Genomic DNA, 23,377 nt, shown 5'->3' on the forward strand with positions numbered 1-23,377 from the left:
CGGCGCGCGGATTCCGGTGACGGAGGCAGGGCGATCCGGCCGAGGCCACTGGTCCCCGGTTCCGCGCAGCGGCCGACCTCGAGTACGGTCCGGTCACGCTGTCCGCACCGCGTACTTCTCCTCGGTGGCGGCCTTTGCGGGGCGCCACCAGTCCTCGTTGGCGCGGTACCAGTCGATGGTGGCGGCGAGTCCGGCGTCGAAGTCGGTGTAGCGGGGGCGCCAGTCGAGTTCGGTGCGCAGGCGGGTGGAGTCGATGGCGTAGCGGAGGTCGTGTCCGGCGCGGTCGGTGACGTGGTCGAAGGCGTCCTCGGGTTGTCCGAAGGCGGTGAGGATGCGGGTGACGACGTCGAGGTTGCTCTTCTCGCCGTCGGCGCCGATGAGGTAGGTCTCGCCGATCTCGCCGCGGTCGATGATGGCCCAGACGCCGGTGTTGTGGTCGTCGACGTGGATCCAGTCGCGGACGTTGGCGCCGGTGCCGTAGAGCTTGGGGCGGATGCCGTCGATGGCGTTGGTGATCTGGCGGGGGATGAACTTCTCGACGTGCTGGTAGGGGCCGTAGTTGTTGGAGCAGTTGGAGATCGTGGCGCGCACGCCGAAGGAGCGCACCCAGGCGCGCACGAGGAGGTCGCTGGCTGCCTTGGTCGAGGAGTAGGGGCTGGAGGGGTTGTAGGGGGTGTGCTCGGTGAAGCGCGCGGGGTCCTCGAGCTCGAGGTCGCCGTACACCTCGTCCGTCGAGATGTGGTGGTACCGCACGTCGTGCGCGCGCATTGCCTGCAGGAGCGCGAAGGTGCCGATGACGTTCGTCGCGAGGAAGGGCGTCGGGTCGTGCAGGGAGTTGTCGTTGTGCGACTCCGCGGCGAAATGGACCACCAGATCCGCGTCGGCGACCAGCCGGTCCACCAGCTCGGCGTCGGCGACGTCGCCCTCGACCAGCCGCACTCGGTCGGCGACGGGGGCGAGGGAGTCGCGGCTGCCTGCGTAGGTGAGCTTGTCGAGCACGGTGATCCGCGCGTCGGGACGCTCGCGCAGGGTGAGGTGGACGAAGTTGCTGCCGATGAAGCCGGCACCGCCGGTGACGAGGATCCGCACGGGTTCTCCTGGAGGTCGGGAAGGTCGGGGGAGGCCGGGCTCAGCGGCCCGCGTTCACGCCTTCGAGGCTGAGCAGGCGGTGGAGGTAGGCGCCGTATCCGCTCTTGACCAGCGGTGCGGCGAGCTCGGCGAGGCGGGCGTCGTCGATCCAGGAGTTGCGCCAGGCGATCTCCTCGATGCAGCCGATCTTGAATCCCTGCCTCTGCTCGATCACGCGCACGAACTCGGTCGCCTCGATCATGGAATCGAAGGTCCCGGTGTCGAGCCAGGCCGTTCCCCGGTCGAGGACCTGGACGTTCAGCCGCCCCGCCTCGAGGTAGCGCTCGTTGATCGTCGAGATCTCGAGCTCGCCGCGGGCCGAGGGCGTGATCGTCTTCGCGATCGCCACGACGTCGTTGTCGTAGAAGTAGAGGCCGGGCACGGCGTAGTTGCTGCGCGGCTGCTCGGGCTTCTCCTCGATGGAGACGGCTCGGAAGTGCTCGTCGAACTCGACGACGCCGTAGGCGCGCGGGTCGGCGACCTGGTAGGCGAAGATGACGGCGCCCTCGATCGTGGTGTTCGCCGCGAGGGCGGTGCCCAGGGCGGTGCCGTGGAAGATGTTGTCACCCAGGACCAGGGCGACGGACTCGTCGCCGATGAACTCCTCGCCGATCAGGAACGCCTGCGCGAGCCCGTCGGGGGAGGGCTGCACGGCGTACTCGATCCGCATGCCCAGGCTCGACCCGTCGCCCAGCAGGGCGCGGAACTGGTCGTTGTACTCGGGGGTCGTGATCACGAGGACCTCGTCGATCCCGGCCATCATCAGCGTCGACAGCGGGTAGTAGATCATCGGCTTGTCGTAGATCGGCATCAGCTGCTTCGAGATGCCCTTGGTGATCGGCCACAACCGCGACCCCGAACCACCCGCGAGGACGATGCCCCTCATCGGAGCAGCCCCGGGTGAGGAGCGGCGGCGGGGGTCCGCTGCACCGCCGAGGGGAGCGTGAAGATCTGCGGGGAGAGGGTCACGGAGCCGACTCTATCGGCGGCGCCTCGGTGCCTCCGCATGCCGGTGCAGCGGGCGCGGAACCCGTGGCGGGGACTGACGGTCGAGCGACCGCTGCCGACGCGATCCGACTCCGTGAGCGGCGCGCACGCCGCCTCCGCGTCCGTATCGCGCCTCCCACTCGGAGGCCGCCGGGCACGGGGATAACTTCTCCGACGTCCGCGGCTCCGCCTGCCGCGACGGAGAGAGGTACCGCCCTGTGCACGAGGTCATCGACCAGCGGGACTCCGCGCTCCTTACGTCTCCCGGTCCCTGCCGCCGATTCCCCCTGACGGGGGGAGTCCGCCCGTGCTGACCATCGGGATCGTCGCCCTCGATGCCTGGCACGCGGCTCCGCTCGAGCGCGCCTGGCGCCGCCAGGGACACCGCGTGGTCGTGGTGACCGGTGACCCGGAGGGGTTCAGCGGGGCGGAGCTCCGCACCAGCGTGCTCGCCCGCTTCCTCGAGCCCGCCAGCCGGAGGGGCGCCGGGTCCGTCGGGCTCGCCGTCGTCACGCGCCGGGCCCGCCGACTGCTCGCCCCGGAGCGGCCCGACCTCGTGGTGGCTCTCCCGGGGACGGCCGTGGAGCTCGCCGGGCTCGCTCCGACGACCGTCCTCCTGGCCGACGACCTCCCGGCGCTCCCGCGCCTCCGGTTCGAGGAGGAGCGCCGCGGTGCTGTCGTCGTCACCCCGACGGAGCGGCTCGCGTCCGCCCTCGCGGGAACGGTCGTGCCCCTGGGCCTGCCGGACGCGTCGTTCCCGACACCGTCCGCCCCCGACGGGCCCCTCCGCTTCGCCGCCGTGGGAGCATTCGGTCTCGACCGGGGCGCCGAGCGGCTCGATCTCCTCGCCCGGCTGGACGGCACCGAGTACGTCACCGTGATCGACGACGGCGGCGGCATCGCCGACGACCTCGCGTCGGGGCTGCGCTCCGTCGGCGAGCAGGACCGCGACGGCGTCGTCGAGGTGCTCCGCCACTCCCACGTGTACGCCCACCTGACGCCGTCGACGACCGGCGCGGCCGCCGGACTCGACGCGCTGGCGAGCGGGCTGCCGGTCCTCGCGATCGAGTCGAGCGTCCTGGCCGATCTCTGCGCGGCGGGGGCGGGCGTGGTCCTCTCCGACGACGCGACGCGCGAGGAGTACGAGGACGCCCTCCACCGGCTCCGGCGCGAGTGGACGGCTCTCTCCCGGGGAGCCGCCGAGCTCGCGCGGGAGCGCCCGTGGTCCGTCGCGGCCGAGGAGATCCTCGCCCTCGCGGAGGGACGCGTCCGTGTCGCCTGAACCGGTCCCGGCTGTCGGCGCCTCCGCCGACGCGATGCTGCCGAACGCCGTCGCCCTGCGCCTGGCCGCCGTGCTGGTGCAGTACACCCTGCGGACGCACGGCGTCCGCAGCCTCGTGGTGAAGGGCGAGGGTCTGCACCGCCAGGGGATCCGCGCGCCGATGACGTCGGCCGACGTCGACCTCTGGGTCGACCCCGAGCGCTTCGACGAGGCTCTCGGGCTGCTCGCCTCGATGGGCTGGCGCCGCCGCGCCGAGGCTCTCAGCTGGACGCTCTTCGTCGACCACTCGATCACGCTCGTCCACCCCTCGTGGCCGTGCGACGTCGACGTCCACCGCTCCTTCCCGGGTGCCTTCGAGGAGGAGCGGATCGTCTTCGACCGCCTCTGGGCGGCCGCCGAGGATCTGCCGCTGAGCGACGAGACCCTGCGGATCCCCGGGCGCGCGCACCACCTCGTGCTGCACGCCCTGCACCAGCTGCGCAGCGCGCGCTCCGCTTCGGCGACCACGGCGCTGGCGGTTCTGAAGGCGCACGGCGCCGGCCTTCCGAGCGAGGAGCGCGAGGCGATCCGCGACGCGGCCGTCGAGCTCGGCGCGCAGACGCCGATGACGGAGCTCCTCACCTCCTGGGGAGTCCCCTCCGCGCCCGAGGAGCGCTACCGGCACGCCCAGACTCTCTGGGACGTGCGCCGCAGCTCCGACCGGCACACCTTCAACTGGCTGCACGCCGTGGCGTCCGCTCCCTGGCGCCTGAAGGGAGGCCTGCTGCTGAGAGCCGCCTTCCCCACCCGCGCGGATCTCGAGGCGAGCCATCCCGAGGCGACGACGGTCCGGCGTCGGCTCCGGCTCCGGGGGGAGCGGACCCTGCGGGCGCTCCGAGGCCTCCCCTCCGCCCTCACCGGTTTCGCCCGGGTGGCGCTGAGCGGCCGCAGCGAGGAGCAGGGCCCGGCGTCCTCGTTCGAGGCGATCGCGGTGGCCACGGCGCCGGTGAGCGACCTCCCGGCCTCGTCCGACCCCGCGGCGAGCGCCGTGCATCCGGTGGAGGGCTCCGCCGAGGCGCAGGGTGGCAGCGCGCCGCCGGCCCAGCGCTTCGCCGTCGAGCGCACGGACCGTCAGGTCTACGTGCTCGACCTGTCCCGCCCGTCGGTGCCCCCGATCGTGCTCTCGCTGAGCGCCGCCTCGGTCTTCGAGGCCGTGATCCGGCAGCGCCGGCCCCGGGACGAGGTCGTCGACCTCCTCGCCGATCACTACGACGTCGACCGCGGGACGATGGGCCGCGACGTCGACGCCGTCCTGGCCGAACTCGACGTCCGCTTCCCGGGCGCGGTTCCCGACGGGGCGCTCTCATGAGGGCCGCCCGTTCCCGATCCCTGCGGATCCTGCACGTCCTCGACTCCTTCGAGGACGGCGGAGCGCAGCGTGTGGCCCTCTCCCTGGGCGCGTGGAGCCGCGAGCACGGCTGCGAGACCGCCTACTGGGGGCGTCCCGGGCCGCTCAGCGACCGCGCCGCGCAGGAGTCGCCCGTCTTCGTGGTGCCGAGACCCGGACAGGGCTTCGCGGCCGATCTCCGCGAGCTCGCTCTCGCCGTCCGCCGGTTCCGCCCGCACGTCCTGCACGCCCACCAGCGCCGCGAGGCTCTGCTGGCCCTCCTCGTCGGCGCCGCGCTCGGTGTCCCCGTGGTCGAGCACGCGCACACCGAGCTGCCCGGGATCGACAGGCGAGCGCTCTCCTTCCGCTCCCGGCGGGTGTTCGCCGTCTCCGCCTCCGTGGGGCGGATGGTCGTCGAGGGCTACGGCCGCCCGCAGGAGCGCGTCGTGGTCACCGGCAACGCCCCGGCGAACGTCACCGCGGAGCCCGCGCTCGCGCCGGAACTCGCCGAGCCGGTCGTCCGCGTCCTCGGCATCGGGCGGCTCGCGGAGCAGAAGGACCCGGTCCGCTTCCTCGCGGCCGTCGAGGCCCTCGCCCGGGTCCGGCCCGTCACCGGCACCTGGCTCGGCGACGGTCCGATGCTGCCGGTGCTGCGCGAGCGCGCCCGGGGAGCCGGAGTGGTCGACTTCGCCGGTCCGTCGGCGGACGTGACCGGAGCGCTGGACGCGGCGCACCTCCTCCTGTCGACCTCGCGGTGGGAGGGGACTCCGCTCGTGATGCTGGAGGCGATGGCCCGCCGTCGCCCGGTCGTGGCGACCGACGTCGGCGGTGTGGGCGAGCTGCTCGCCGACGGTCGGGGCCTCCTGCTCCCCGCCGACGCCGACGGGGAGCGGATCGCCGAGCTCCTCGCCGCCGCTCTGGAGCGACCCGAGGGGCTCCTGATGCAGGCCGACCGCGCGAAGGCGTGGGTGGACGAGGCCGCCTCACCCGACGCCGTCTTCGGACCCGTCGTCGCCGCCTACCGCGAGCTCGGGGGCCGACGGTGAGCGGGGGCGTGCACTCGGTGACCGTCGTGGCTCCCTGCTACAACGCGATCGCCCGGCTCGACGGCTTCCTCGCGCGGCTCGCACTCACTCTCGGACCGGGGATGCGGGTCGTCCTCGTCGACGACGCGTCCTCGGACGGCACGGCGGAGGTGCTCGAGAAGTGGGCCGAGGGACGCGAGGACGCCCGGGTCCTGCTCCTCGAGCAGAACGGCGGCGTCGCTGCCGCCCGGAACCGCGCCCTCGACGGCATCGACTCCGAGTTCGTCTGGTTCGTGGACGTCGACGACGAATGGGACACGGAGATCCTCCGGACCCTCACCGCCGAGGCCGAGCGGACGGCGGCCGACGTCGTCGTCTGCCGGGCGCTCTACCGCACCCGGCAGTCGACCTCCGGACGCGTGATCGACGGGCTCGACCGGCGCGAACTGGTCTCGTCCGAACTCGCTCTCGAGCGGATGGCGTCCGGGCGCCTGCACGGCTTCCTCTGGAACAAGCTCTTCCGCCGCGCCGTCCTGCAGGAGGAGCTCTTCCCGCGCTTGAGCTCCCAGTCCGACTTCGTCGGCGTGCTGCGGGCGGTCCAGGCGTCGGAACGGGTGCTCTTCGTGCCGGAGATCCTCTACTCCTACGTCCACACGGCGTCCTCGATCACCCGTCGGCGCGACCCGGACCTCCGGAACCTCCTGGTCTGCGCCGAGGAGATGCGCGCGGCGCTCGCCCGAACGTTCGAGGAGGTGCCGCGCCCGCTGTCGGACTGGTTCACGACCTGGTTCTACGCCGTCCCCGTCGCGCTCACCCCGATCCGCCAGAACTCCGACGCGGCGCTCGTCGAGACCGGCGTCCGGCTCGGGTCCGAGGCGCTGCGCGACGTCCGCGTGCTCCGCTCCGCGCGGTCGCCGCGGCTGCTCGTCCTGGGGCTGGTGCTCAAGCGCGTCCCCGCCGCCTTCACGGCGCTCAGCCGGATCCTCTACGCCGTGCACGACACCCGCCGCCGGCTCTCCGATCGGAGGAGCACCCGGTGGACGACGTGACCGTCCCCGTGCAGGCGGCCGCGACCGGCCCCTTCCGCACACCAGCTCCGTTCCCTCCCTCCCGCACCGACCCCCGAGGAGCACCGGCATGACCTCCTACATCACCGGCCGCATCGAGCGGATGCCGGCCAGCATCACCACGCTCGACGAGGCGGCGGAGGCCGTGCTCGAGCTGTCCCGGAGCGGCCGCGACGAGCTGGTCGTCACGCCGAACACCGACCACTTCGTGCGCTGGAAGCACTCCGGCGAGTTCCGGCGGTACTACGGCCGGGCGTCCCTCGTGGTGCTCGACGGGGCGCCTCTGGTCTGGCTGGCCCGCTCGTACGGCCACCGCACGGCGAGCCGCGTGACGGGCATCGACCTCTTCACCGAGGTCTGCCGCCGTGCGGCGCTCGAGGGTGCGCCGGTCGCTCTCATCGGCGGACGCCCCGGAGTCGGCGATCGCGCAGCCGCCGAGCTGCAGCAGCGCTTCGCCGGGCTCCAGGTTCCGGTCGTCGTCTCGCCGGAGCCGGCCGAGCTCGCGGACGACGCCTACCTCGCCCGCCTCTCCTCGACTCTGCGCACGGCCGACGTCCGCATCGTCGCGCTCTGCCTCGGCTCCCCCAAGCAGGAGGAGGTCCGCGAGCGCCTGCTCACCGTCGGCGGCACGGGAGCGGTGTGCCTCGGCGTCGGCGCCGCCGTGGACTTCCTCGCCGGCGAGATCCCGCGGGCGCCGCTCGTGGTGCAGCGCCTCGGCCTCGAGTGGGCGCACCGGCTCAGCCGGGAGCCCGGCAGGCTCTGGCGGCGCTATCTGGGCGACGCCGTGCGGGTGCTGCCGAGCGTGGTCGCGGCCCTCCGCTACCGGGTGCGCCGTGCCGTCCGCTGAGCACGCGGGCGGCGTCGCCGGCGAGAGGCCGCTGGTCCTGGTCTGGAAGCGCGCGTGGCTGCAGGACTCCGAGACGTTCGTCCGCAATCAGATGCACGGACTCGAGCGCTGGCGCGCCCTCGGAGTGGGCCTCGAGCGCACCGGCTCGGGCGTCCTCCACGACCGCACGGACATCGTCCTGCACGATCCGATCACCCCTCGCGGGCGGCGGTCCCTCCTCCTGCGGTGGTTCGGAGTGTCACGACGGCTCGACGCGATCGTCGATGAGCACCGGCCCGCCCTCATCCATGCGCACTTCCTCATCGACGCCGTCTCCATCGCGCGATATGCACGGAGGAGGCGCCTCCCGCTCGTCGTGACGGGGCACGGCTACGACGTGACCAGCTGGCCGCTCGCGACCGGAGCTCCGCGCCTGCTCCGACCCCTCGCCCGCGCTCACCGCGCCCTCGAGGCCCGCGCCGTCTTCCGCACCGCGCACGCGGTGATCGGGGTCTCCCGCTTCATCACCGACGGGCTCCTGCGCCTGGGGGCGGACCCGCGGCGCACTGGAGTGGGCTACATCGGCGTCCCGACCTCCCGCCCCGAGGCCGCACCGGCTGCGGAGCGCGCGGGAATCGTCTTCGTCGGACGCCTCACCGACAAGAAGGGCGTCCCGGATCTGCTCGAGGCGGTCGCCGCCCTCCCCGGACCGATCCGCGACGTCCCCCTGACCGTCGTCGGCGACGGCCACCTGCGGGAGGCACTCGTCGAGCAGGCGGCGCGGCTGCGCCTGCGGGTGACCTTCACCGGCTCCCTGCCCCCCGCCGAGGTCGCTCGCCTCCTCGCCGGCGCCGCGGTCTTCTGCGCACCGTCGCGGACCGCGGCGACAGGCGACTCCGAGGGCTTCGGCATGGTCTTCCTCGAGGCCGCGCTCGCAGGCGTCCCTGTCGTCTCGTACCGCCACGGCGGCGTCCCGGAGGCGGTCCAGGACGGCGTCACCGGGCTGCTCGTCCCGGAGGGGGACGTGCCCGGCCTGACCGGGGCGCTCGCCGCCCTGCTCCGGGACCCGGACCGCGCGACGCGGATGGGCGCGGCCGGGCGGGAGCGCGTGCTCGCCTCGTTCGACCTCGCCGAGCGGATCCGCGACCTCGAGGACCTCTACGACCGGACGGCCGGGCGGTCAGCGTCGACGACGGACGGAGATCGCGGATGAGCCGCGCCGAGCACCGCGCCGACGATCCGCGACCTGGCCTCCGTCCGGCCTCCGCCGGGCGGGAGAGGTGAGCCTGCGCCGGAGCACCGTCGACGCGACCGCCTGGACGGCGGTCTCGTTCGCCGTCGCGCTCGTCGTGCAGCTCGGGCAGTTCGCGCTCCTGGCGAGACTGCTGGACCCCTCCGAGATGGGGATCATCGCGATCGTCGCCCTGCTCAACGCGTTCGTCGACATCTTCCTCGGCATGGGGGTCGCCCAGGCGATCATCCAGCGCCGGCGGGCGACCAGCTTCGAGCTCTCGTCGGTCTTCTGGCTCAACCTCTCCGTCGGGCTCCTGGTCACCGTCGCCGTCCTCCTGGGCGCCGCACCGATCGCCTCCCTGCTCGGGTCCGCCGCCGCGGCGCCGGTCCTCACCGTCGCCTCGCTCGTGTTCGTGGGCAGCGCAGCCGGGCAGGTGCCGAGAGCGGTGCTCGAGAAGGGGATCCGGTTCCGAGCGGTCGCCGTGTCCGAGACGATCGCTCTCGTCGGCGGCTTCGCCGTGACGGTCTGCCTCGCGGTCTCGGGCGCGGGGGCGCTCTCCTACGCGTGGGGGCTCGTCGCGACCGCGGCTCTGCGCTCCGTGCTCGCCCTCGTGCAGGCCCGCCGCTGGTTCCGGCTGCGGTTCCGGTTCCGGATCCGCGAGACCGCCCGCTTCCTCTCCTTCGGCGTCTTCCAGACCCTCGACGGCATCGTCAACTACCTGGGGTCGAACGCCGGCTCGCTCGCGATCGGCCGCCTGCTCGGACCGGCCCAGCTGGGCGGGTACACCCTGGGATACAACCTCGCCGTGAACCTCCCCGCGAGGGTCAACCCGATCGTGACGCGAGTGATGTTCCCGGTGTTCTCCTCGATCCAGCACGACCGCGAGCGCGTCGCGCGGAACCACCTCCGCGTCACCGCGGTGCTCAGCATGGCGAGCATCCCGCCGCTGATCTTGGTGGCGCTGCGCTCCGAGGAGATCGTGCGACTGTTCTACGGACCCGGCTGGGGCTGGATCGCGGGCATGACGAGCGCACTGACGGTGGTGGGCGCGGTGCGGGCGATCGGCAATCCGGTCGGCTTCATCCTGATGGCGATGGACCGGGTGCGGTTCGGGCTGGTCGTGAACATCGTGAAGACCGCGATCACGGTCCCGATGATCGTCGGCGGGGGAGTGCTGTTCGGACTCGACGGCTTGATCGGCGGGCTGCTGCTCTCGAGCGCTCTCGGCTTCGCCGTCACCTGCGCCGTGCTGCGGGTGGTGCTCGGAGTGCGCCTCGGTGCGTTCCTGCGCGCGTGCGCGGCGGGGCCGCTGCTCGCCGCACCGATGGCGATCGTGCTGCTTCTGCTCCGCATCCTCCCCGAGGGCGCGCCCCTGCGGCTGCTCCCGGTGGAGCTGGCGCTCGCGGGCCTCGTGCTGGGAGCGACCGCCCTCCTGGCGCCGGGGCGCGACATCGCCGAGGCGCGATCGCTCGTCCTGTCACGACTGCCCGCCCGGTTCCGGCCCGGCGCCGCCGCCCCGGTCGAGGTCGCCGTGGTGCTGGCCGCCGAGGAGCGCTTCGACGGCAGCGGGGGAGCCGTGGCGACCTGGGTCCGCGAGACGGTGTCCCGGTCCTCGCTCCGGATCGCCGTGCACGCGCCGTGGTCGTCGGCGTCACCGGGCGTGGACGTCAGGCCCCATCGTCTGTACCGGCGGATCTACGCGGTCCAGCGGCGCGCGGCACTCCTCCTGGCGCATCGACGCGACAGCGACCCCGGCGCCGAGCTGCGCCGGCTGTCCTTCGGCGGGCGCTTCTGGCTGCTGGTGCTCGCTCCGTCGCTGCGCCGTGTCCCGACGGTCTGGATCCACAACCGCCCCCGCTACGCCGTGCGCCTGCGCCGCCTGGGCTACCGGGGGCGGATCGTCGCACACCTGCACAACGACCTGCTCGATCACCTGCCGCCCGATCCCGCCGCGGCCCGGCGCTACCTCGACGCGGTCGACGAGTGGATCTTCTGCAGCGAGTTCCTGCGCGCCCGAGCGGTCGACCGGTACGGCCTGATCACCACAGCCGTCCTGTACAACGGGGTCGTCCCTCCGCCCGAGGTCCCGCCGGCGCCGCTCGGCGGGACTGCGGAGGCGGTCTTCGCCGGGCGACTGGTGGCCGAGAAGGGAGCCCGCGAGGCCGTCGAGATCGTGAGGCGGATGCGGACCGAGCACGGCGCCGATCTGCGACTGGTCATCGCCGGCGCATCGGGCCTCGGGGACGATGCGACGCCCACCCCGTACGTCCGAGCGCTCGACGAGGCGGTCGCCACCCTGCCCGGCGCCGTGCGCCGGCTCCCGTTCCTCCGGCACGAGGACCTGCTGGAGCTGTTCGGCTCCTCGGCGCTCCTGCTCTACCCCTGCCGCTGGAACGAGCCGTTCGGGATGGTGGTGGTGGAGGCGCTCTCGCGGGGGATCCCCGTCGTGACGGTCGAGCGCGGAGGCCTCCCCGAGATCCTGCGCACCTCCGACGGAGTGGTCGACGGATCCGTCCTCGTCCCACCGGGCACGGAGGAGGAGGTCGCGGACGCCGTCCTCGCGGAGCTCCCCGCCCTCATCGCCTCGCTGCGCGATCCCCGGCGACGCGCGGAGGTCGCTGCGGCGTCGCGGCGCCGAGCGGCGGACTTCGGCTGGCCGGGCATCGCCCGCCGCGCGGACGAGCTGCTGGCAGACCCCCGTGGCTGAGGCGCGGGGCCGCCGCGCGCACGCGGATCGACGTTCCGCGCCAAGCCCGTCGAGGCTCGTGCCGCGCGATTAGTGTCGGCGCGACATGCCACCTGCATCCCCTCTCCCGCCCGCGTCCGCCGACGCCACCGCCTCTCCCGTGCTGCTCGATCCGCCTCCCGCCCCGGACCGGCGCCCGCGGACGACCCTCCCGCCGCGAGAGGTCGGCCCGTCGTCCCGGAATCGGCGCGCCGCTCCTCCGCTCCGCCAGACGGAGGCCGCCACCGGCACCTCCGCGGAACGGCTCTGACATGGGTCGCCACGCCGACGACGCCCTCCTCCGCCGCCCGACCGCCTCTCGTCCCTCCGTCATCGCCGCGACCCGCGTCACCGACGCTACGGAGACCCGCGGGCGGCCGTCGCGCGCGCCGGCGGATCCCGCTCAGCGGCGGCACGAGCGGATCGTCCTCGTCTTCCTCGCGGTGCTCCTGGCGCTGAGCGTCGTGCAGCTCTACACCCTGGGCCCCGTCACCGCTCCGGTCGCCTGGAGCCTGCTCTTCCTTCCGTACTCCGTGGCGCGGCTGCGCGGCGGGCGGATCGACCGGTTCGTGGTCGTGGTCCTCCTCGTGATCGCCGGCACCCTCTTCGCGCTCACCTACTCCGGAGCACGCGCGGCCGCGCTGCGCGACGTGGTCTCCGTCGTCTCCTTCCTCACTCCGTACCTGGCCGTCCGCGGGCTCGGCGACGGCGCCTGGCGTGTCGTCGGCCGCGCCCTCAACTGGGCGGCGCCCGTGTTCCTCCTCCAGGTGACGCTCACGATCCTCTTCCAGCTCGATCCCGTGCAGGAGACCGCCTACCTCCGGTGGCCGGACGCGGTGCTGTTCTCCGACACCTACGTGCGGGACATCTTCACGACGTCCTTCAACAACGTCCTGCAGGAGAAGTCGGGAGGGTTCTTCCTCAACGGCAACATCGCCTCGATGTACATGGCCACGACCGGCGCGCTGGCCTTCGCCGTCTGGAGACGGCAGCGGGGGAGGCTCCTCCTGCTCGTCGCCGTCGCCGGGCTGGTCGGCGCCCTCTTCACGCTGTCCAAGACCGCGATCGTCCTCGCGATCGTCCTGCCCCTGCTGGTCGCCGCGATCCGCGGACTCAAGGGACGCAGCCTCGGTCCGGTCGCCTGGATGATCACCATCCCCTCCGGGATCACGGCCGTGTACGCCGTCGCCGTGTCCTTCCCTCAGCTGGCGGAGGCGGGCCTGCTCACGCTCGGGGCCCGCGGCGACTTCCTGCGCCTGGCTGCGAGTGCGTTCCCCGACAACTGGCTGCTGGGGCTGGGGTACGGCGGATGGCAGGAGCTGTGGCTGGCGCGCGGGTCGCAGTTCACCCAGCACAGCGAGCCGCGCCCGCCTCACAACCTCCTCGTCACCGCGTGGACCAACGGCGGGCTCCTGATCGCGCTCCCCGTCCTCGCGTTCCTCCTCCTCGCCACCGTCGCCGTCGTGCGCCTGCTCCTCCGGGTCGCCCGGAACGAGGCCGTCGCCGTCGGGGCGCTCGCCGTCGCCGTACTCTGGACGTTCCTGCACGGGATGGCCGACAACACCACATGGTTCGGCGATCAGCACTCGCTCGCGACGCTCGCCGTCTCCGTGGCGCTCGTGGGCGTCCTGTCGGCGGAGGCGCCCGCCACGCCGGGCCGAGTGCCTCACGGAAGCGCTCCGGCGGCCTCGGCCGGCGCGGGTCGGGCGCCGCTGCGACGGCCGCCGAGCCCCGGCCTCGGGCGGCGCTGACGCGACCGCCGCGCCGCAGCCGGTCCGGACACGGACCGCGCCGGTATCATCGACCCGTTATGGCACGCATCTACGACTGCTCCGTCGACACGGACCTCCTGACCGGCACCCGTCTCGCGCGGACGGCCATCGGCCGCGGCGAGCTCGTGGTGATCCCCACCGACACCGTCTACGGCGTCGCGGCCAACGCGTTCGACGCCGCCGCGGTCCAGCGCCTGCTCGACGCGAAGGGACGGACGAGGCAGTCGCCGCCGCCCGTCCTGATCGGGGACGTGGCCGCCCTCGACGCCCTCGCCGAGAACGTGCCGGAGGCGGTGCGTGACCTCGCGCGCGAGTTCTGGCCCGGCGGGCTCACCATCGTCCTGCACGCCCAGCCCTCACTCGTCTGGGACCTGGGCGAGACGCGCGGGACCGTGGCGCTGCGCATGCCGGACAACCCGGTCACGATCGAGCTCCTCGCCGAGACCGGCCCGCTGGCGGTCTCCTCCGCCAACCGCACCGGGCAGCCCTCGGCCACGACCGCACAGGAGGCGTTCGACCAGCTCGGCGACTCCGTCGACGTCTATCTCGACGCCGGCGCCGCCGGATCGCGCTACAGCGACCGCCCCGCGGGCGCCAGCGAGTCCTCCACGATCGTCGACGCGACAGCGCTGAGCTTCGAGGGCGGCACCCTGCGCATCCTGCGCCAGGGCGTCGTGTCGGCCGAGCGGATCCGCGAGGTCGTCGGCGACCTGCTGCCGGATCCGGACGCGCCCCGCGCCGAGACGTCGGAGCCGGACGCCTCCACGGTCGGCGCGGCGCAGGCCGGGGACCAGCAGGAGCCCGCCGAGACCGCGACCGGCAGCGACCCGTACGCCTTCGAGCGGACCCCGACAGCGCGCCCCGACTGGGCCTCCGGCGCCCGCCTGCAGGACGACTCCGCTCCCGTCGATTCCGCCGATGCGCCGGACACGGGCTCGTCGAGCACGAACGCGCCGACGCCCAACACCGGCACCGGCGCCGCCCGCACCGACGCCGCTCCGGGTGAGTAACCGGTGATCACCTTCGCCCTCGTCTCGCTCGCGGTCGCGCTCGTGACCGGAGCGCTGTCGTGGGTCATCTGGAAGCTGAGCCTGAAGTACCGGCTCTACCCGAAGATCCGCGTCAGGGACATGCACACGCGGCCGACCCCCCGCCTGGGCGGCATCGCGATGTTCCTCGGGATCCTCGTCGGCTTCGGCATCGCCTCCCAGCTGCCCTACTTCCGGCTGGTGTTCGCCAATCCCGAGCCGATCCTCGCGATCCTCGGCGCGAGCCTGCTCATCGTCCTCATCGGCGTCGCCGACGACATCTGGGACCTGGACTGGACCACGAAGCTGGCCGGTCAGCTGATCGCCGCCGGCCTGATCGCCTGGAAGGGCGTGCAGATCGTCTCCCTGCCGATCGGCGGCCTGACCGTCGGCTCGCCGTGGATGTCGCTGATCATCACCGTGCTCGCGATAGTCCTGGTCACCAACGCTCTCAACTTCATCGACGGCCTCGACGGCCTCGTGGCGGGCGTCGCCCTGATCGCCAACGGGGTCTTCTTCCTCTACAGCTACCTGCTGGTGCAGCAGACCTCGCCCACCGACTACTTCAACCTGGCCTCGCTCATCGCGGTCCTGCTCGTCGGCGCCTGCGCCGGATTCCTCCCCATCAACTGGCGTCCGGCGCGGATGTTCATGGGCGACAGCGGCGCACTGCTGATCGGGATGCTGATGGCCACCTCGGCGATCGCGGTCACCGGCCAGATCGACCCGGCCCAGCTCGCGGCGAAGGAGCTCCTGCCCGCGTTCATCCCGATCATCCTGCCGTTCGCGATCCTCGTGGTGCCGCTGATGGACTTCGGCCTCGCCGTGATCAGGCGCCTGCGCGCGGGAAAGTCGCCGTTCAGCGCCGACCGGAAGCACCTGCACCACCGCCTGCTCGACATGGGGCACTCCCACCTGCACGCCGTGCTGATCTTCTACGCGTGGACCGCCGTCGTCGCCGTCAGCTGCCTGCTGATGTTCGTGGTCGACGTGCTGTGGGTCCCGCTCGTCTTCCTCGGAGTCGGTCTGCTGCTCTGCACCGTCGTCACGCTCGCCCCGCTCAGCCGCCGCAAGCGGCTCGAGGCGGCGGCGCAGTCCGCGGAGGCCTCACCCGTCCTCGACCCCCTCGACCGCGCGTCCTCGACGGAGCTGCTCCGTCCGCCGGCCGGACTCCCGATCGACCGGGACACGACAGCGCCGACCACGGCGCGGAAGGAAGCATCATGACCGGAGCCTCCCCGGCCACCCCCCGTCCGCAGCCCGCGTCCGTCCCCGTCCTGCGCCGCGCGCTGGTCGTGGGCGGCCTCTTCGTGCTCGCCCTGGCCGTTCTCGGCACCGTCGTCGGCGGGATCGCCGCCGGGGGAGAGGGCGCGATCGGAGCCCTCCTCGGCGCGATCGTCGGCGGCGTGATGGTGCTCCTCACCGCCGCGAGCATCCTCGTCGCCAACCGCCTCGACATCGGCGGGTTCTTCGCCGTCGTCCTCGGCACGTGGCTCGCCAAGTTCGTGCTGTTCGTGATCGCCGCCCTGGTCCTGCGCGATCAGCCGTGGCTGAACAGCATCGCGATGTTCGTCACGATCATCGTCGCCGTCCTGGGGTCCCTGGTGATCGACGTCCTCGTCGTCTCGCGCTCGCGCATGCCGAACGTCAGCGACATCGCTCGATGAGGACGAGCCGAACGGTTCCTGAGAGGACCACGATTCGGCTCTCAGGCCGTTCTGTTGCTACAGTAGGGACGAATCCCGCAGGCGAACGTGTCCTCAGATCGTCTCATCGTTGATGGCGGTCGTCGAGCACGATCGCCGTCCGAGCGGAAAACCCCACCTTTCGTCGTCGCGAGAGCGTTGCGTCCGAATGATTCGATTCGGTCGGCTGCAACGTGCCACGCCCCGAATTCCAGGAGCTAGCGCTGTTTGCTAACGCTGTGACCCTGTTGGTCTCGTCCTCGACCGGTGAGAGTGACTTCCACACCCCGTCGATCTCCGAGTTCTTCCCGCCTGGTTTCCTCTTCGAGGGAACCCCTTTCGAGATCAACCGCGTCATGCTGGTCCGCTTCATCGCGGTCATCGCACTGATGCTGTTCTTCTGGCTCGGGACGCGCAAGCTGCGCCTCGTCCCCGGCCGCTTCCAGAACGTCGTCGAGCTCGCGTTCGACTTCGTCCGCGTCACCATCGCCAAGGACATCCTCGGCGAGAAGGACGCGCGCCGGTTCCTCCCGATCCTCGTGACGATCTTCTTCGCGATCATCTCGATGAACCTGACCGGCATCGTCCCGTTCCTGAACATCGCGGGCACCTCCGTGGTGGGCATGCCGCTCTTCCTCGGCCTGGTCGCCTACGTGACGTTCATCTACGCGGGCATCAAGGACCGGGGGATGGGCTTCTTCAAGAACGCCCTGTTCCCGCCCGGAGCGCCGTTCCTGATCTACTTCATCCTCACGCCGATCGAGCTGCTGCAGACGTTCATCATCCGTCCGCTCTCGCTCGCACTGCGGCTTGTGATGAACATGATCGTCGGCCACCTCCTGCTGGTGCTGTGCTTCTCGGCCACGCAGTTCTTCCTCTTCAGCTCCCAGATCGACCCGGGCTTCAAGCTCTTCGGCGTCGTGACCTTCGCCTTCGGCGGTGCGTTCACGCTCTTCGAGCTCCTCGTCGCCGTGCTGCAGGCCTACATCTTCACCCTCCTCGCTGCGGTCTACATCCAGTTGGCCGTCGCCGAGGAGCACTGACCCCACTACTCACGGGCTCCCGCCCGTTCTCACGATCACCCCACTGAAAGGACCCACTCGTGGACTCAGTCACCGTTCTCGCCGAACTCACCGGCAACATCGCGACGGTCGGTTACGGCCTCGCAGCGATCGGCCCCGGCATCGGTGTCGGCATCGTCGCGGGCAAGACCGTCGAGGCCATGGCGCGCCAGCCCGAGATGGCGGGCCGCCTCCAGACCACGATGTTCCTCGGCATCGCGTTCACCGAGGTGCTCGCGCTCATCGGCCTCGCCACCTACTTCATCTTCGCGGCGTAGTCGTGTTCAGCACCGCTGTGAACATCGCTGCGGAAGAAGGTGACGTCCCCGCGGTCATTCTGATCCCGGAGTTCTACGACTTCTTCTGGTCGGGGGTGATCTTCCTCATCCTGCTGTTCTTCTTCTGGAGGCTGGTCCTGCCGCGCCTGCAGAAGATGCTCGACGCGCGCTCCGCCGCGATCGAGGGGAACATCGCGAAGGCCGACGAGGCCCAGCGACAGGCCGAGGCCGCCCTCGAGAAGTACACCGCCCAGCTGGCCGAGGCCCGCGCCGAGGCCGGAGCGATCCGTGAGAAGGCGAACGCCGACGGCAACGCGATCGTGGCGGCGAAGAAGGAGCAGGCGCAGGTCGAGGCCGAGCGCATCCTCCACAACGCGCACGCCCAGATCGAGGCGGACCGTCAGGCCGCCGTGGTCTCGCTCCGCTCCGAAGTCGGAACCCTCGCCATCGACCTCGCCTCCGGCGTGATCGGCGAGAGCCTCAACGACGACGCGAAGGCGTCCGCGATCGTGGACCGCTTCCTCGCCGACCTCGAGGCCTCGGAGAAGGCGAACAACTGATGGGCAGCGCGTCCAGGCAGGCACTCGCATCGGCGAAGGCGGAGCTCTCCGCCCTCGCCGGTCAGGCGTCCCTCGACACGGCCCAGCAGCTCTTCGAGGCCGCACGGGTCATCGACGGCCAGGCGCAGCTGCGCGCGGCCCTCGCCGACCCGAGCGCCGACTCGAGCAGCAAGCAGGCTCTCGTCGCCCGCGTGTTCGGTCCTTTCGGCGAGCCGGCCAAGCGCCTGCTCACCGTGATCGTCGGCCACCGCTGGTCGAGCCCGAGCGACATGGTCGCCGGGGTCGAGGAGGTCGGGGTCCGCGCGATCGCGTCGTCCGCTCCGGAGGGCGTCAACCTCGAGAAGGAGCTCCACTCCTTCGGCGAGGTCGTCGCCTCCGACGCCCAGCTCGAGCTCGCGCTCGGCAGCAAGCTCGCCGCCGCCGACTCGAAGGTCGCGCTCGTGCAGCGCCTCCTCGAGGGCAAGGCCGCGGCCGAGACGCTGGCGATCCTCCGGCAGCTGATCGCGCACCCGCGCGGTCGCCGCATCCCGGAGCTCGTCCGCTTCGCAGCAGGCGTGGTCGCCGACCAGGGCGGGTTCATCCTCGCCACGGTCTCGGTCGCCGCACCGATCGCCCCCGAGCAGCTCGACCGGCTCCGCTCGGCGCTCACGCGCCAGTACAGCCGACCGGTCTCCGTCAACGTCGTGGTCGATCCCTCCCTCCTGGGCGGGATGCGCCTGCACGTCGGCGACGAGGTCATCGACGGAACCGTCTCCGCACGGCTGTCCGACCTGAAGCTCCAGCTCGCGTCCTGACGGGCGCACGTATCCTCAGAGGGCACTGCCCTCGACCCCCGCACCATCCAGGTCAGGCCCCGACGACCTCTTCGGCTCGCACGGACCCAACGAATAGGAATTCCCATGGCAGATATCACCATCAGCCCGGATGAGATCCGCGACGCGCTGAAGGACTTCGTCTCGTCGTACGAGCCGGGCAAGGCCTCCACCACCGAGGTCGGCTACGTCATCGACGCCGCCGACGGCATCGCCCACGTCGAGGGCCTCCCCGGCGTCATGGCCAACGAGCTCATCCGCTTCTCCAACGGTGTCCTGGGCCTGGCCCAGAACCTCGACGAGAACGAGATCGGCGTCGTCGTCCTCGGCGAGTTCTCCGGCATCGAGGAGGGCATGGAGGTCACCCGCACCGGCGAGGTCCTCTCGGTCCCCGTCGGCGACGGCTACCTCGGCCGCGTCGTCGACCCGCTCGGCAACCCGATCGACGGACTCGGCGAGATCGCCTCCGAGGGCCGCCGCGCCCTCGAGCTCCAGGCTCCCGGCGTCATGTCGCGCAAGTCGGTCCACGAGCCGCTGCAGACCGGCATCAAGGCCATCGACGCGATGATCCCGGTCGGCCGCGGCCAGCGCCAGCTCATCATCGGCGACCGCCAGACCGGCAAGACGGCCATCGCGATCGACACGATCATCAACCAGAAGGCCAACTGGGAGTCGGGCGACACGAACAAGCAGGTCCGCTGCATCTACGTCGCCATCGGCCAGAAGGGCTCGACCATCGCCTCGGTGAAGGGCGCGCTCGAGGACGCCGGAGCGATGGAGTACACGACCATCGTCGCGTCCCCCGCCTCCGACCCCGCCGGCTTCAAGTACCTCGCCCCCTACACCGGCTCGGCCATCGGCCAGCACTGGATGTACGGCGGCAAGCACGTCCTGATCATCTTCGACGACCTGTCGAAGCAGGCCGAGGCCTACCGCGCCGTGTCGCTCCTCCTGCGCCGCCCGCCGGGACGCGAGGCGTACCCGGGTGACGTCTTCTACCTGCACTCCCGTCTGCTGGAGCGCTGCGCGAAGCTGTCCGACGAGCTCGGCGCCGGCTCGATGACCGGTCTCCCGATCATCGAGACCAAGGCGAACGACGTCTCGGCCTACATCCCGACCAACGTGATCTCGATCACCGACGGCCAGATCTTCCTCCAGTCCGACCTCTTCAACGCCAACCAGCGTCCCGCGGTCGACGTGGGCATCTCGGTCTCGCGGGTCGGCGGCGACGCGCAGGTCAAGTCGATCAAGAAGGTCTCCGGCACGCTGAAGCTCGAGCTGGCGCAGTACCGCTCGCTCGAGGCCTTCGCGATGTTCGCCTCCGACCTCGACGCCGCCTCGCGCCGTCAGCTCGCCCGCGGCGCCCGCCTCACCGAGCTGCTCAAGCAGCCGCAGTACTCGCCGTACCCCGTCGAGGAGCAGGTCGTCTCGATCTGGGCCGGAACGAACGGCAAGCTCGACGAGGTTCCGGTCCCCGACGTGCTGCGCTTCGAGCGCGAGCTCCTGGACTACCTGGGCCGCAACACCCAGGTGCTGAACACCCTCCGCGACACCAACGTGCTCTCCGACGACACCGTCGCCGAGCTCAACCGTGCCGTCGACGGCTTCAAGCTGGAGTTCCAGACCGGTGAGGGCAAGCCGCTCGCCTCGGTCGGGCGCGAGGAGCATCAGGCCATCGCGGCCGACGAGGTCGGCCAGGAGAAGATCGTCAAGGGCCGTCGCTGACCAGCGGCACCCCGTCGATTCGCCACTTTTAGGACAACAGGAGACACATGGGAGCGCAACTCCGGGTCTACCGGTCGAAGATCCGCTCGGCCCAGACGACCAAGAAGATCACTCGGGCCATGGAGCTGATCTCGGCCTCGCGCATCCAGAAGGCGCAGAACCGCGTCGCTGCCGCGGCGCCGTACTCGAACGCGATCACGCGCGCCGTGTCCGCTGTCGCGACCTACTCGAACGTGGAGCACCCGCTCACGACCGAGCGCGAGAAGCTGGACACGGCCGCGATCGTGATCTTCACCTCCGACCGCGGCCTCGCCGGCGCGTTCTCCTCGAGCGTGCTCAAGGAGGCCGAGGAGCTGGCCGCGCTGCTGCGCAGCGAGGGCAAGGAGGTCGTCTTCTACCTGGTCGGCCGCAAGGCGAACGCGTACTTCTCGTTCCGGAAGCGGGCCAGCGTCCGCGTCTGGACGGGCGGCACCGACCAGCCCGTGTTCGAGACGGCGAAGGAGATCGCGGACGCGGTCGTCGAGTCGTACAACCTCGATGACGAGGAGGGCGGCGTGGACGAGATCCACCTCGTCTACAACCGCTTCGTCAGCATGGTCACCCAGCAGCCGACCGTCGTCCGGCTGCTGCCGCTCGAGGTCGTCGAGGGCGCCGAGGAGCAGAACAGCGAGCTGTACCCGCTCTACGAGTTCGAGCCCGACCCCGAGACGGTCCTCGACCGCCTCCTGCCCGTGTACGTCGAGAGCCGCATCTTCAACGCGATGCTGCAGTCGGCGGCCTCGGAGCACGCGGCACGCCAGAAGGCCATGAAGTCGGCGAGCGACAACGCGGACACGCTGATCAAGACCTACACCCGTCTCGCCAACAACGCCCGCCAGACCGAGATCACGCAGCAGATCGCCGAGATCGTCGGCGGCGCCGACGCCCTGTCCTCCTCCAAGTAAGAGGGCTCCGCTCCACACAGTTTCGACTCCGCCCTCCGGGAGCGGTGAGACCACAGAAGGAAGTAGCAATGACACTGACCGCACCTGAGGCGGCGACCGGGACGTCGGGCGGGGCCATCGGCCGCATCGCCCGCGTCACCGGCCCCGTCGTTGACATCGAGTTCCCCCACGACGCGATCCCCGAGGTCTACAACGCGCTCTACACGCACGTCGAGGTCGAGGGCGTCTCGAGCAAGCTGACCTTCGAGGTCGCGCAGCACCTCGGCGACGACCTCGTCCGGGCCATCTCCCTGAACCCCACCGACGGACTCGTCCGCGGCCAGGAGGTCCACGACACCGGCCTGCCGATCTCGGTCCCGGTCGGCGACGTGACCAAGGGCAAGGTCTTCAACGTGATCGGCGAGGTGCTCAACGCCGACGCCGACGGGAAGATCAACGGAGAGTCGTTCGAGATCACCGAGCGCTGGCCCATCCACCGCAAGCCCCCGCAGTTCGACCAGCTCGAGTCCAAGACCGAGCTGTTCGAGACCGGCATCAAGGTCATCGACCTGCTCACTCCGTACGTGCAGGGCGGCAAGATCGGCCTGTTCGGCGGAGCGGGCGTCGGCAAGACCGTCCTCATCCAGGAGATGATCCAGCGCGTCGCGCAGGACCACGGTGGAGTGTCCGTGTTCGCCGGCGTCGGCGAGCGCACCCGTGAGGGCAACGACCTCATCGCCGAGATGGAGGAGGCGGGCGTCTTCGACAAGACCGCTCTCGTCTTCGGCCAGATGGACGAGCCGCCGGGAACGCGTCTGCGCGTCGCCCTGTCGGCCCTGACCATGGCGGAGTACTTCCGCGATGTGCAGAAGCAGGACGTGCTGCTCTTCATCGACAACATCTTCCGCTTCACGCAGGCCGGCTCGGAGGTGTCGACCCTCCTGGGCCGCATGCCCTCCGCGGTGGGCTACCAGCCGAACCTCGCCGACGAGATGGGTGTGCTCCAGGAGCGCATCACCTCGACGCGCGGACACTCGATCACCTCGCTGCAGGCGATCTACGTCCCCGCCGACGACTACACCGACCCGGCGCCGGCGACCACCTTCGCCCACCTCGACGCGACCACCGAGCTCTCCCGTGAGATCGCGTCGAAGGGCCTCTACCCGGCCGTCGACCCGCTCACGTCCACCTCGCGAATCCTCGACCCCCGCTACCTGGGCGCCGACCACTACCGTGTGGCGACGAACGTGAAGCAGATCCTGCAGAAGAACAAGGAGCTGCAGGAGATCATCGCGATCCTCGGTGTCGACGAGCTGTCGGAGGAGGACAAGATCACGGTGTCGCGTGCGCGCCGGATCCAGCAGTTCCTCTCGCAGAACACCTACATGGCGAAGAAGTTCACCGGTGTCGAGGGATCGACCGTCCCGCTGAAGGACACGATCGAGTCGTTCGACGCGATCACCAAGGGCGAGTTCGACCACGTGGCCGAGCAGGCGTTCTTCAACGTCGGCTCGATCTCGGACGTCGAGGAGAAGTGGACCCAGATCCAGAAGGAGAACGGCTGATCATGGCCGGGACCCTGAAGGTCAGCGTCGTGTCCGCGAACGCCGAGGTGTGGTCAGGAGAGGCGAAGCAGCTCACGGCTCGCACCGTCGAGGGCGAGATCGGCATCCTCGCCGGCCACGAGCCGATGCTCGCGATCCTCGCCACCGGCGAGGTTCGCGTCACGGCCCTGGACGGAACGCGTCTCACCGCGCAGGCCGACGACGGCTTCCTGTCCGTCGAGAACGACGTGGTGACCGTGGTCGCCCGTCAGGCATCGCTGGTCTAGTACACCGCCGCTCACCGCGGCACGGAGGGGCCGGACGATCATCGCGATCGTCCGGCCCCTTC

At 71.3% G+C, this 23,377-nt stretch carries 21 protein-coding genes; 19 read left to right on the forward strand and 2 right to left on the reverse strand.

The window, feature by feature from the left end; genetic code table 11:
- Window positions 1-93: 93 nt before the first annotated feature.
- Both rfbB and rfbA read right to left on the reverse strand, forming a co-directional pair.
- The gene (gene rfbB, locus C5D66_RS01550) at window positions 94-1,089 is read right to left on the reverse strand and encodes a dTDP-glucose 4,6-dehydratase (RefSeq protein WP_104255062.1); all 996 of its coding nucleotides are present in this window, start codon (window positions 1,087-1,089) and stop codon (window positions 94-96) included.
- Window positions 1,090-1,129: 40 nt separating this feature from the next.
- The gene (gene rfbA, locus C5D66_RS01555) at window positions 1,130-2,014 is read right to left on the reverse strand and encodes a glucose-1-phosphate thymidylyltransferase RfbA (RefSeq protein ID WP_104223010.1); all 885 of its coding nucleotides are present in this window, start codon (window positions 2,012-2,014) and stop codon (window positions 1,130-1,132) included.
- A 408-nt stretch (window positions 2,015-2,422) separates the two neighbouring features.
- Here rfbA and C5D66_RS01560 point away from each other — a divergent pair, with 408 nt between their 5' ends.
- The 19 genes from C5D66_RS01560 (at window position 2,423) to C5D66_RS01650 (ending at window position 23,315) form a co-directional block, all read left to right on the forward strand.
- Window positions 2,423-3,397, forward strand: a complete 975-nt coding sequence (locus C5D66_RS01560) for a hypothetical protein (protein WP_104255061.1) — start codon at window positions 2,423-2,425, stop codon at window positions 3,395-3,397.
- On the forward strand, window positions 3,387-4,745 hold the full coding sequence (locus C5D66_RS01565; protein ID WP_104255060.1) for a PqqD family peptide modification chaperone: 1,359 nt from the start codon (window positions 3,387-3,389) through the stop codon (window positions 4,743-4,745). Before C5D66_RS01560 ends, C5D66_RS01565 begins: the two co-directional genes overlap by 11 nt.
- Window positions 4,742-5,809: a glycosyltransferase family 4 protein gene (locus tag C5D66_RS01570; protein ID WP_104255059.1), complete on the forward strand. Its 1,068-nt coding sequence runs from the start codon at window positions 4,742-4,744 to the stop codon at window positions 5,807-5,809. The genes C5D66_RS01565 and C5D66_RS01570 overlap by 4 nt, the downstream gene beginning before the upstream one ends.
- Window positions 5,810-5,817: 8 nt before the next feature.
- On the forward strand, window positions 5,818-6,837 hold the full coding sequence (locus C5D66_RS01575; protein ID WP_181028705.1) for a glycosyltransferase family 2 protein: 1,020 nt from the start codon (window positions 5,818-5,820) through the stop codon (window positions 6,835-6,837).
- An 88-nt stretch (window positions 6,838-6,925) separates the two neighbouring features.
- Window positions 6,926-7,702, forward strand: coding sequence for a WecB/TagA/CpsF family glycosyltransferase (locus tag C5D66_RS01580; RefSeq protein WP_104255058.1), 777 nt, complete (start codon window positions 6,926-6,928; stop codon window positions 7,700-7,702).
- Window positions 7,689-8,894 (forward strand): glycosyltransferase, encoded by a 1,206-nt coding sequence (locus tag C5D66_RS01585; RefSeq protein ID WP_104255057.1) that lies wholly within the window; start codon window positions 7,689-7,691, stop codon window positions 8,892-8,894. The genes C5D66_RS01580 and C5D66_RS01585 overlap by 14 nt, the downstream gene beginning before the upstream one ends.
- 67 nt (window positions 8,895-8,961) lie before the next feature.
- Window positions 8,962-11,622 carry an MOP flippase family protein gene (locus C5D66_RS01590; protein WP_104255056.1) on the forward strand — a complete coding sequence of 887 codons (2,661 nt, stop codon included), beginning with the start codon at window positions 8,962-8,964 and terminating at the stop codon, window positions 11,620-11,622.
- A gap of 290 nt (window positions 11,623-11,912) precedes the next feature.
- Window positions 11,913-13,391 (forward strand): O-antigen ligase, encoded by a 1,479-nt coding sequence (locus C5D66_RS01595; RefSeq protein ID WP_104255055.1) that lies wholly within the window; start codon window positions 11,913-11,915, stop codon window positions 13,389-13,391.
- Between the two features lie 59 nt (window positions 13,392-13,450).
- Complete coding sequence (locus C5D66_RS01600; protein WP_104255054.1) at window positions 13,451-14,422, forward strand: L-threonylcarbamoyladenylate synthase; 972 nt, start codon at window positions 13,451-13,453, stop codon at window positions 14,420-14,422.
- Window positions 14,423-14,425: 3 nt separating this feature from the next.
- Window positions 14,426-15,667, forward strand: coding sequence for an MraY family glycosyltransferase (locus tag C5D66_RS01605; protein ID WP_181028704.1), 1,242 nt, complete (start codon window positions 14,426-14,428; stop codon window positions 15,665-15,667).
- Entirely contained in the window at window positions 15,664-16,107 is a 444-nt protein-coding gene (locus C5D66_RS01610; protein WP_104255053.1) for a hypothetical protein, read from the forward strand. The genes C5D66_RS01605 and C5D66_RS01610 overlap by 4 nt, the downstream gene beginning before the upstream one ends.
- Window positions 16,108-16,364: 257 nt before the next feature.
- Window positions 16,365-17,168: a F0F1 ATP synthase subunit A gene (atpB, locus tag C5D66_RS01615; protein WP_068254016.1), complete on the forward strand. Its 804-nt coding sequence runs from the start codon at window positions 16,365-16,367 to the stop codon at window positions 17,166-17,168.
- A 59-nt stretch (window positions 17,169-17,227) separates the two neighbouring features.
- Window positions 17,228-17,464 (forward strand): ATP synthase F0 subunit C, encoded by a 237-nt coding sequence (locus tag C5D66_RS01620; protein WP_055794702.1) that lies wholly within the window; start codon window positions 17,228-17,230, stop codon window positions 17,462-17,464.
- A gap of 2 nt (window positions 17,465-17,466) precedes the next feature.
- Complete coding sequence (locus C5D66_RS01625; RefSeq protein ID WP_258061195.1) at window positions 17,467-18,024, forward strand: F0F1 ATP synthase subunit B; 558 nt, start codon at window positions 17,467-17,469, stop codon at window positions 18,022-18,024.
- A complete protein-coding gene (locus C5D66_RS01630; protein ID WP_104232703.1) occupies window positions 18,024-18,818 on the forward strand; it encodes a F0F1 ATP synthase subunit delta in 795 nt (264 codons plus the stop codon). Before C5D66_RS01625 ends, C5D66_RS01630 begins: the two co-directional genes overlap by 1 nt.
- Before the next feature lie 105 nt (window positions 18,819-18,923).
- Window positions 18,924-20,561, forward strand: coding sequence for a F0F1 ATP synthase subunit alpha (gene atpA, locus C5D66_RS01635; RefSeq protein WP_104223023.1), 1,638 nt, complete (start codon window positions 18,924-18,926; stop codon window positions 20,559-20,561).
- A 47-nt stretch (window positions 20,562-20,608) separates the two neighbouring features.
- Complete coding sequence (locus tag C5D66_RS01640) at window positions 20,609-21,505, forward strand: F0F1 ATP synthase subunit gamma (protein WP_104223024.1); 897 nt, start codon at window positions 20,609-20,611, stop codon at window positions 21,503-21,505.
- 68 nt (window positions 21,506-21,573) lie between these two features.
- Window positions 21,574-23,049 carry a F0F1 ATP synthase subunit beta gene (atpD, locus tag C5D66_RS01645; protein ID WP_104223025.1) on the forward strand — a complete coding sequence of 492 codons (1,476 nt, stop codon included), beginning with the start codon at window positions 21,574-21,576 and terminating at the stop codon, window positions 23,047-23,049.
- Between the two features lie 2 nt (window positions 23,050-23,051).
- Entirely contained in the window at window positions 23,052-23,315 is a 264-nt protein-coding gene (locus tag C5D66_RS01650; protein ID WP_104223026.1) for a F0F1 ATP synthase subunit epsilon, read from the forward strand.
- Window positions 23,316-23,377 lie beyond the last annotated feature (62 nt).

The organism is Rathayibacter sp. AY1B4, from assembly GCF_002932815.1.
Classification (GTDB): Bacteria; Actinomycetota; Actinomycetes; order Actinomycetales; family Microbacteriaceae; genus Rathayibacter.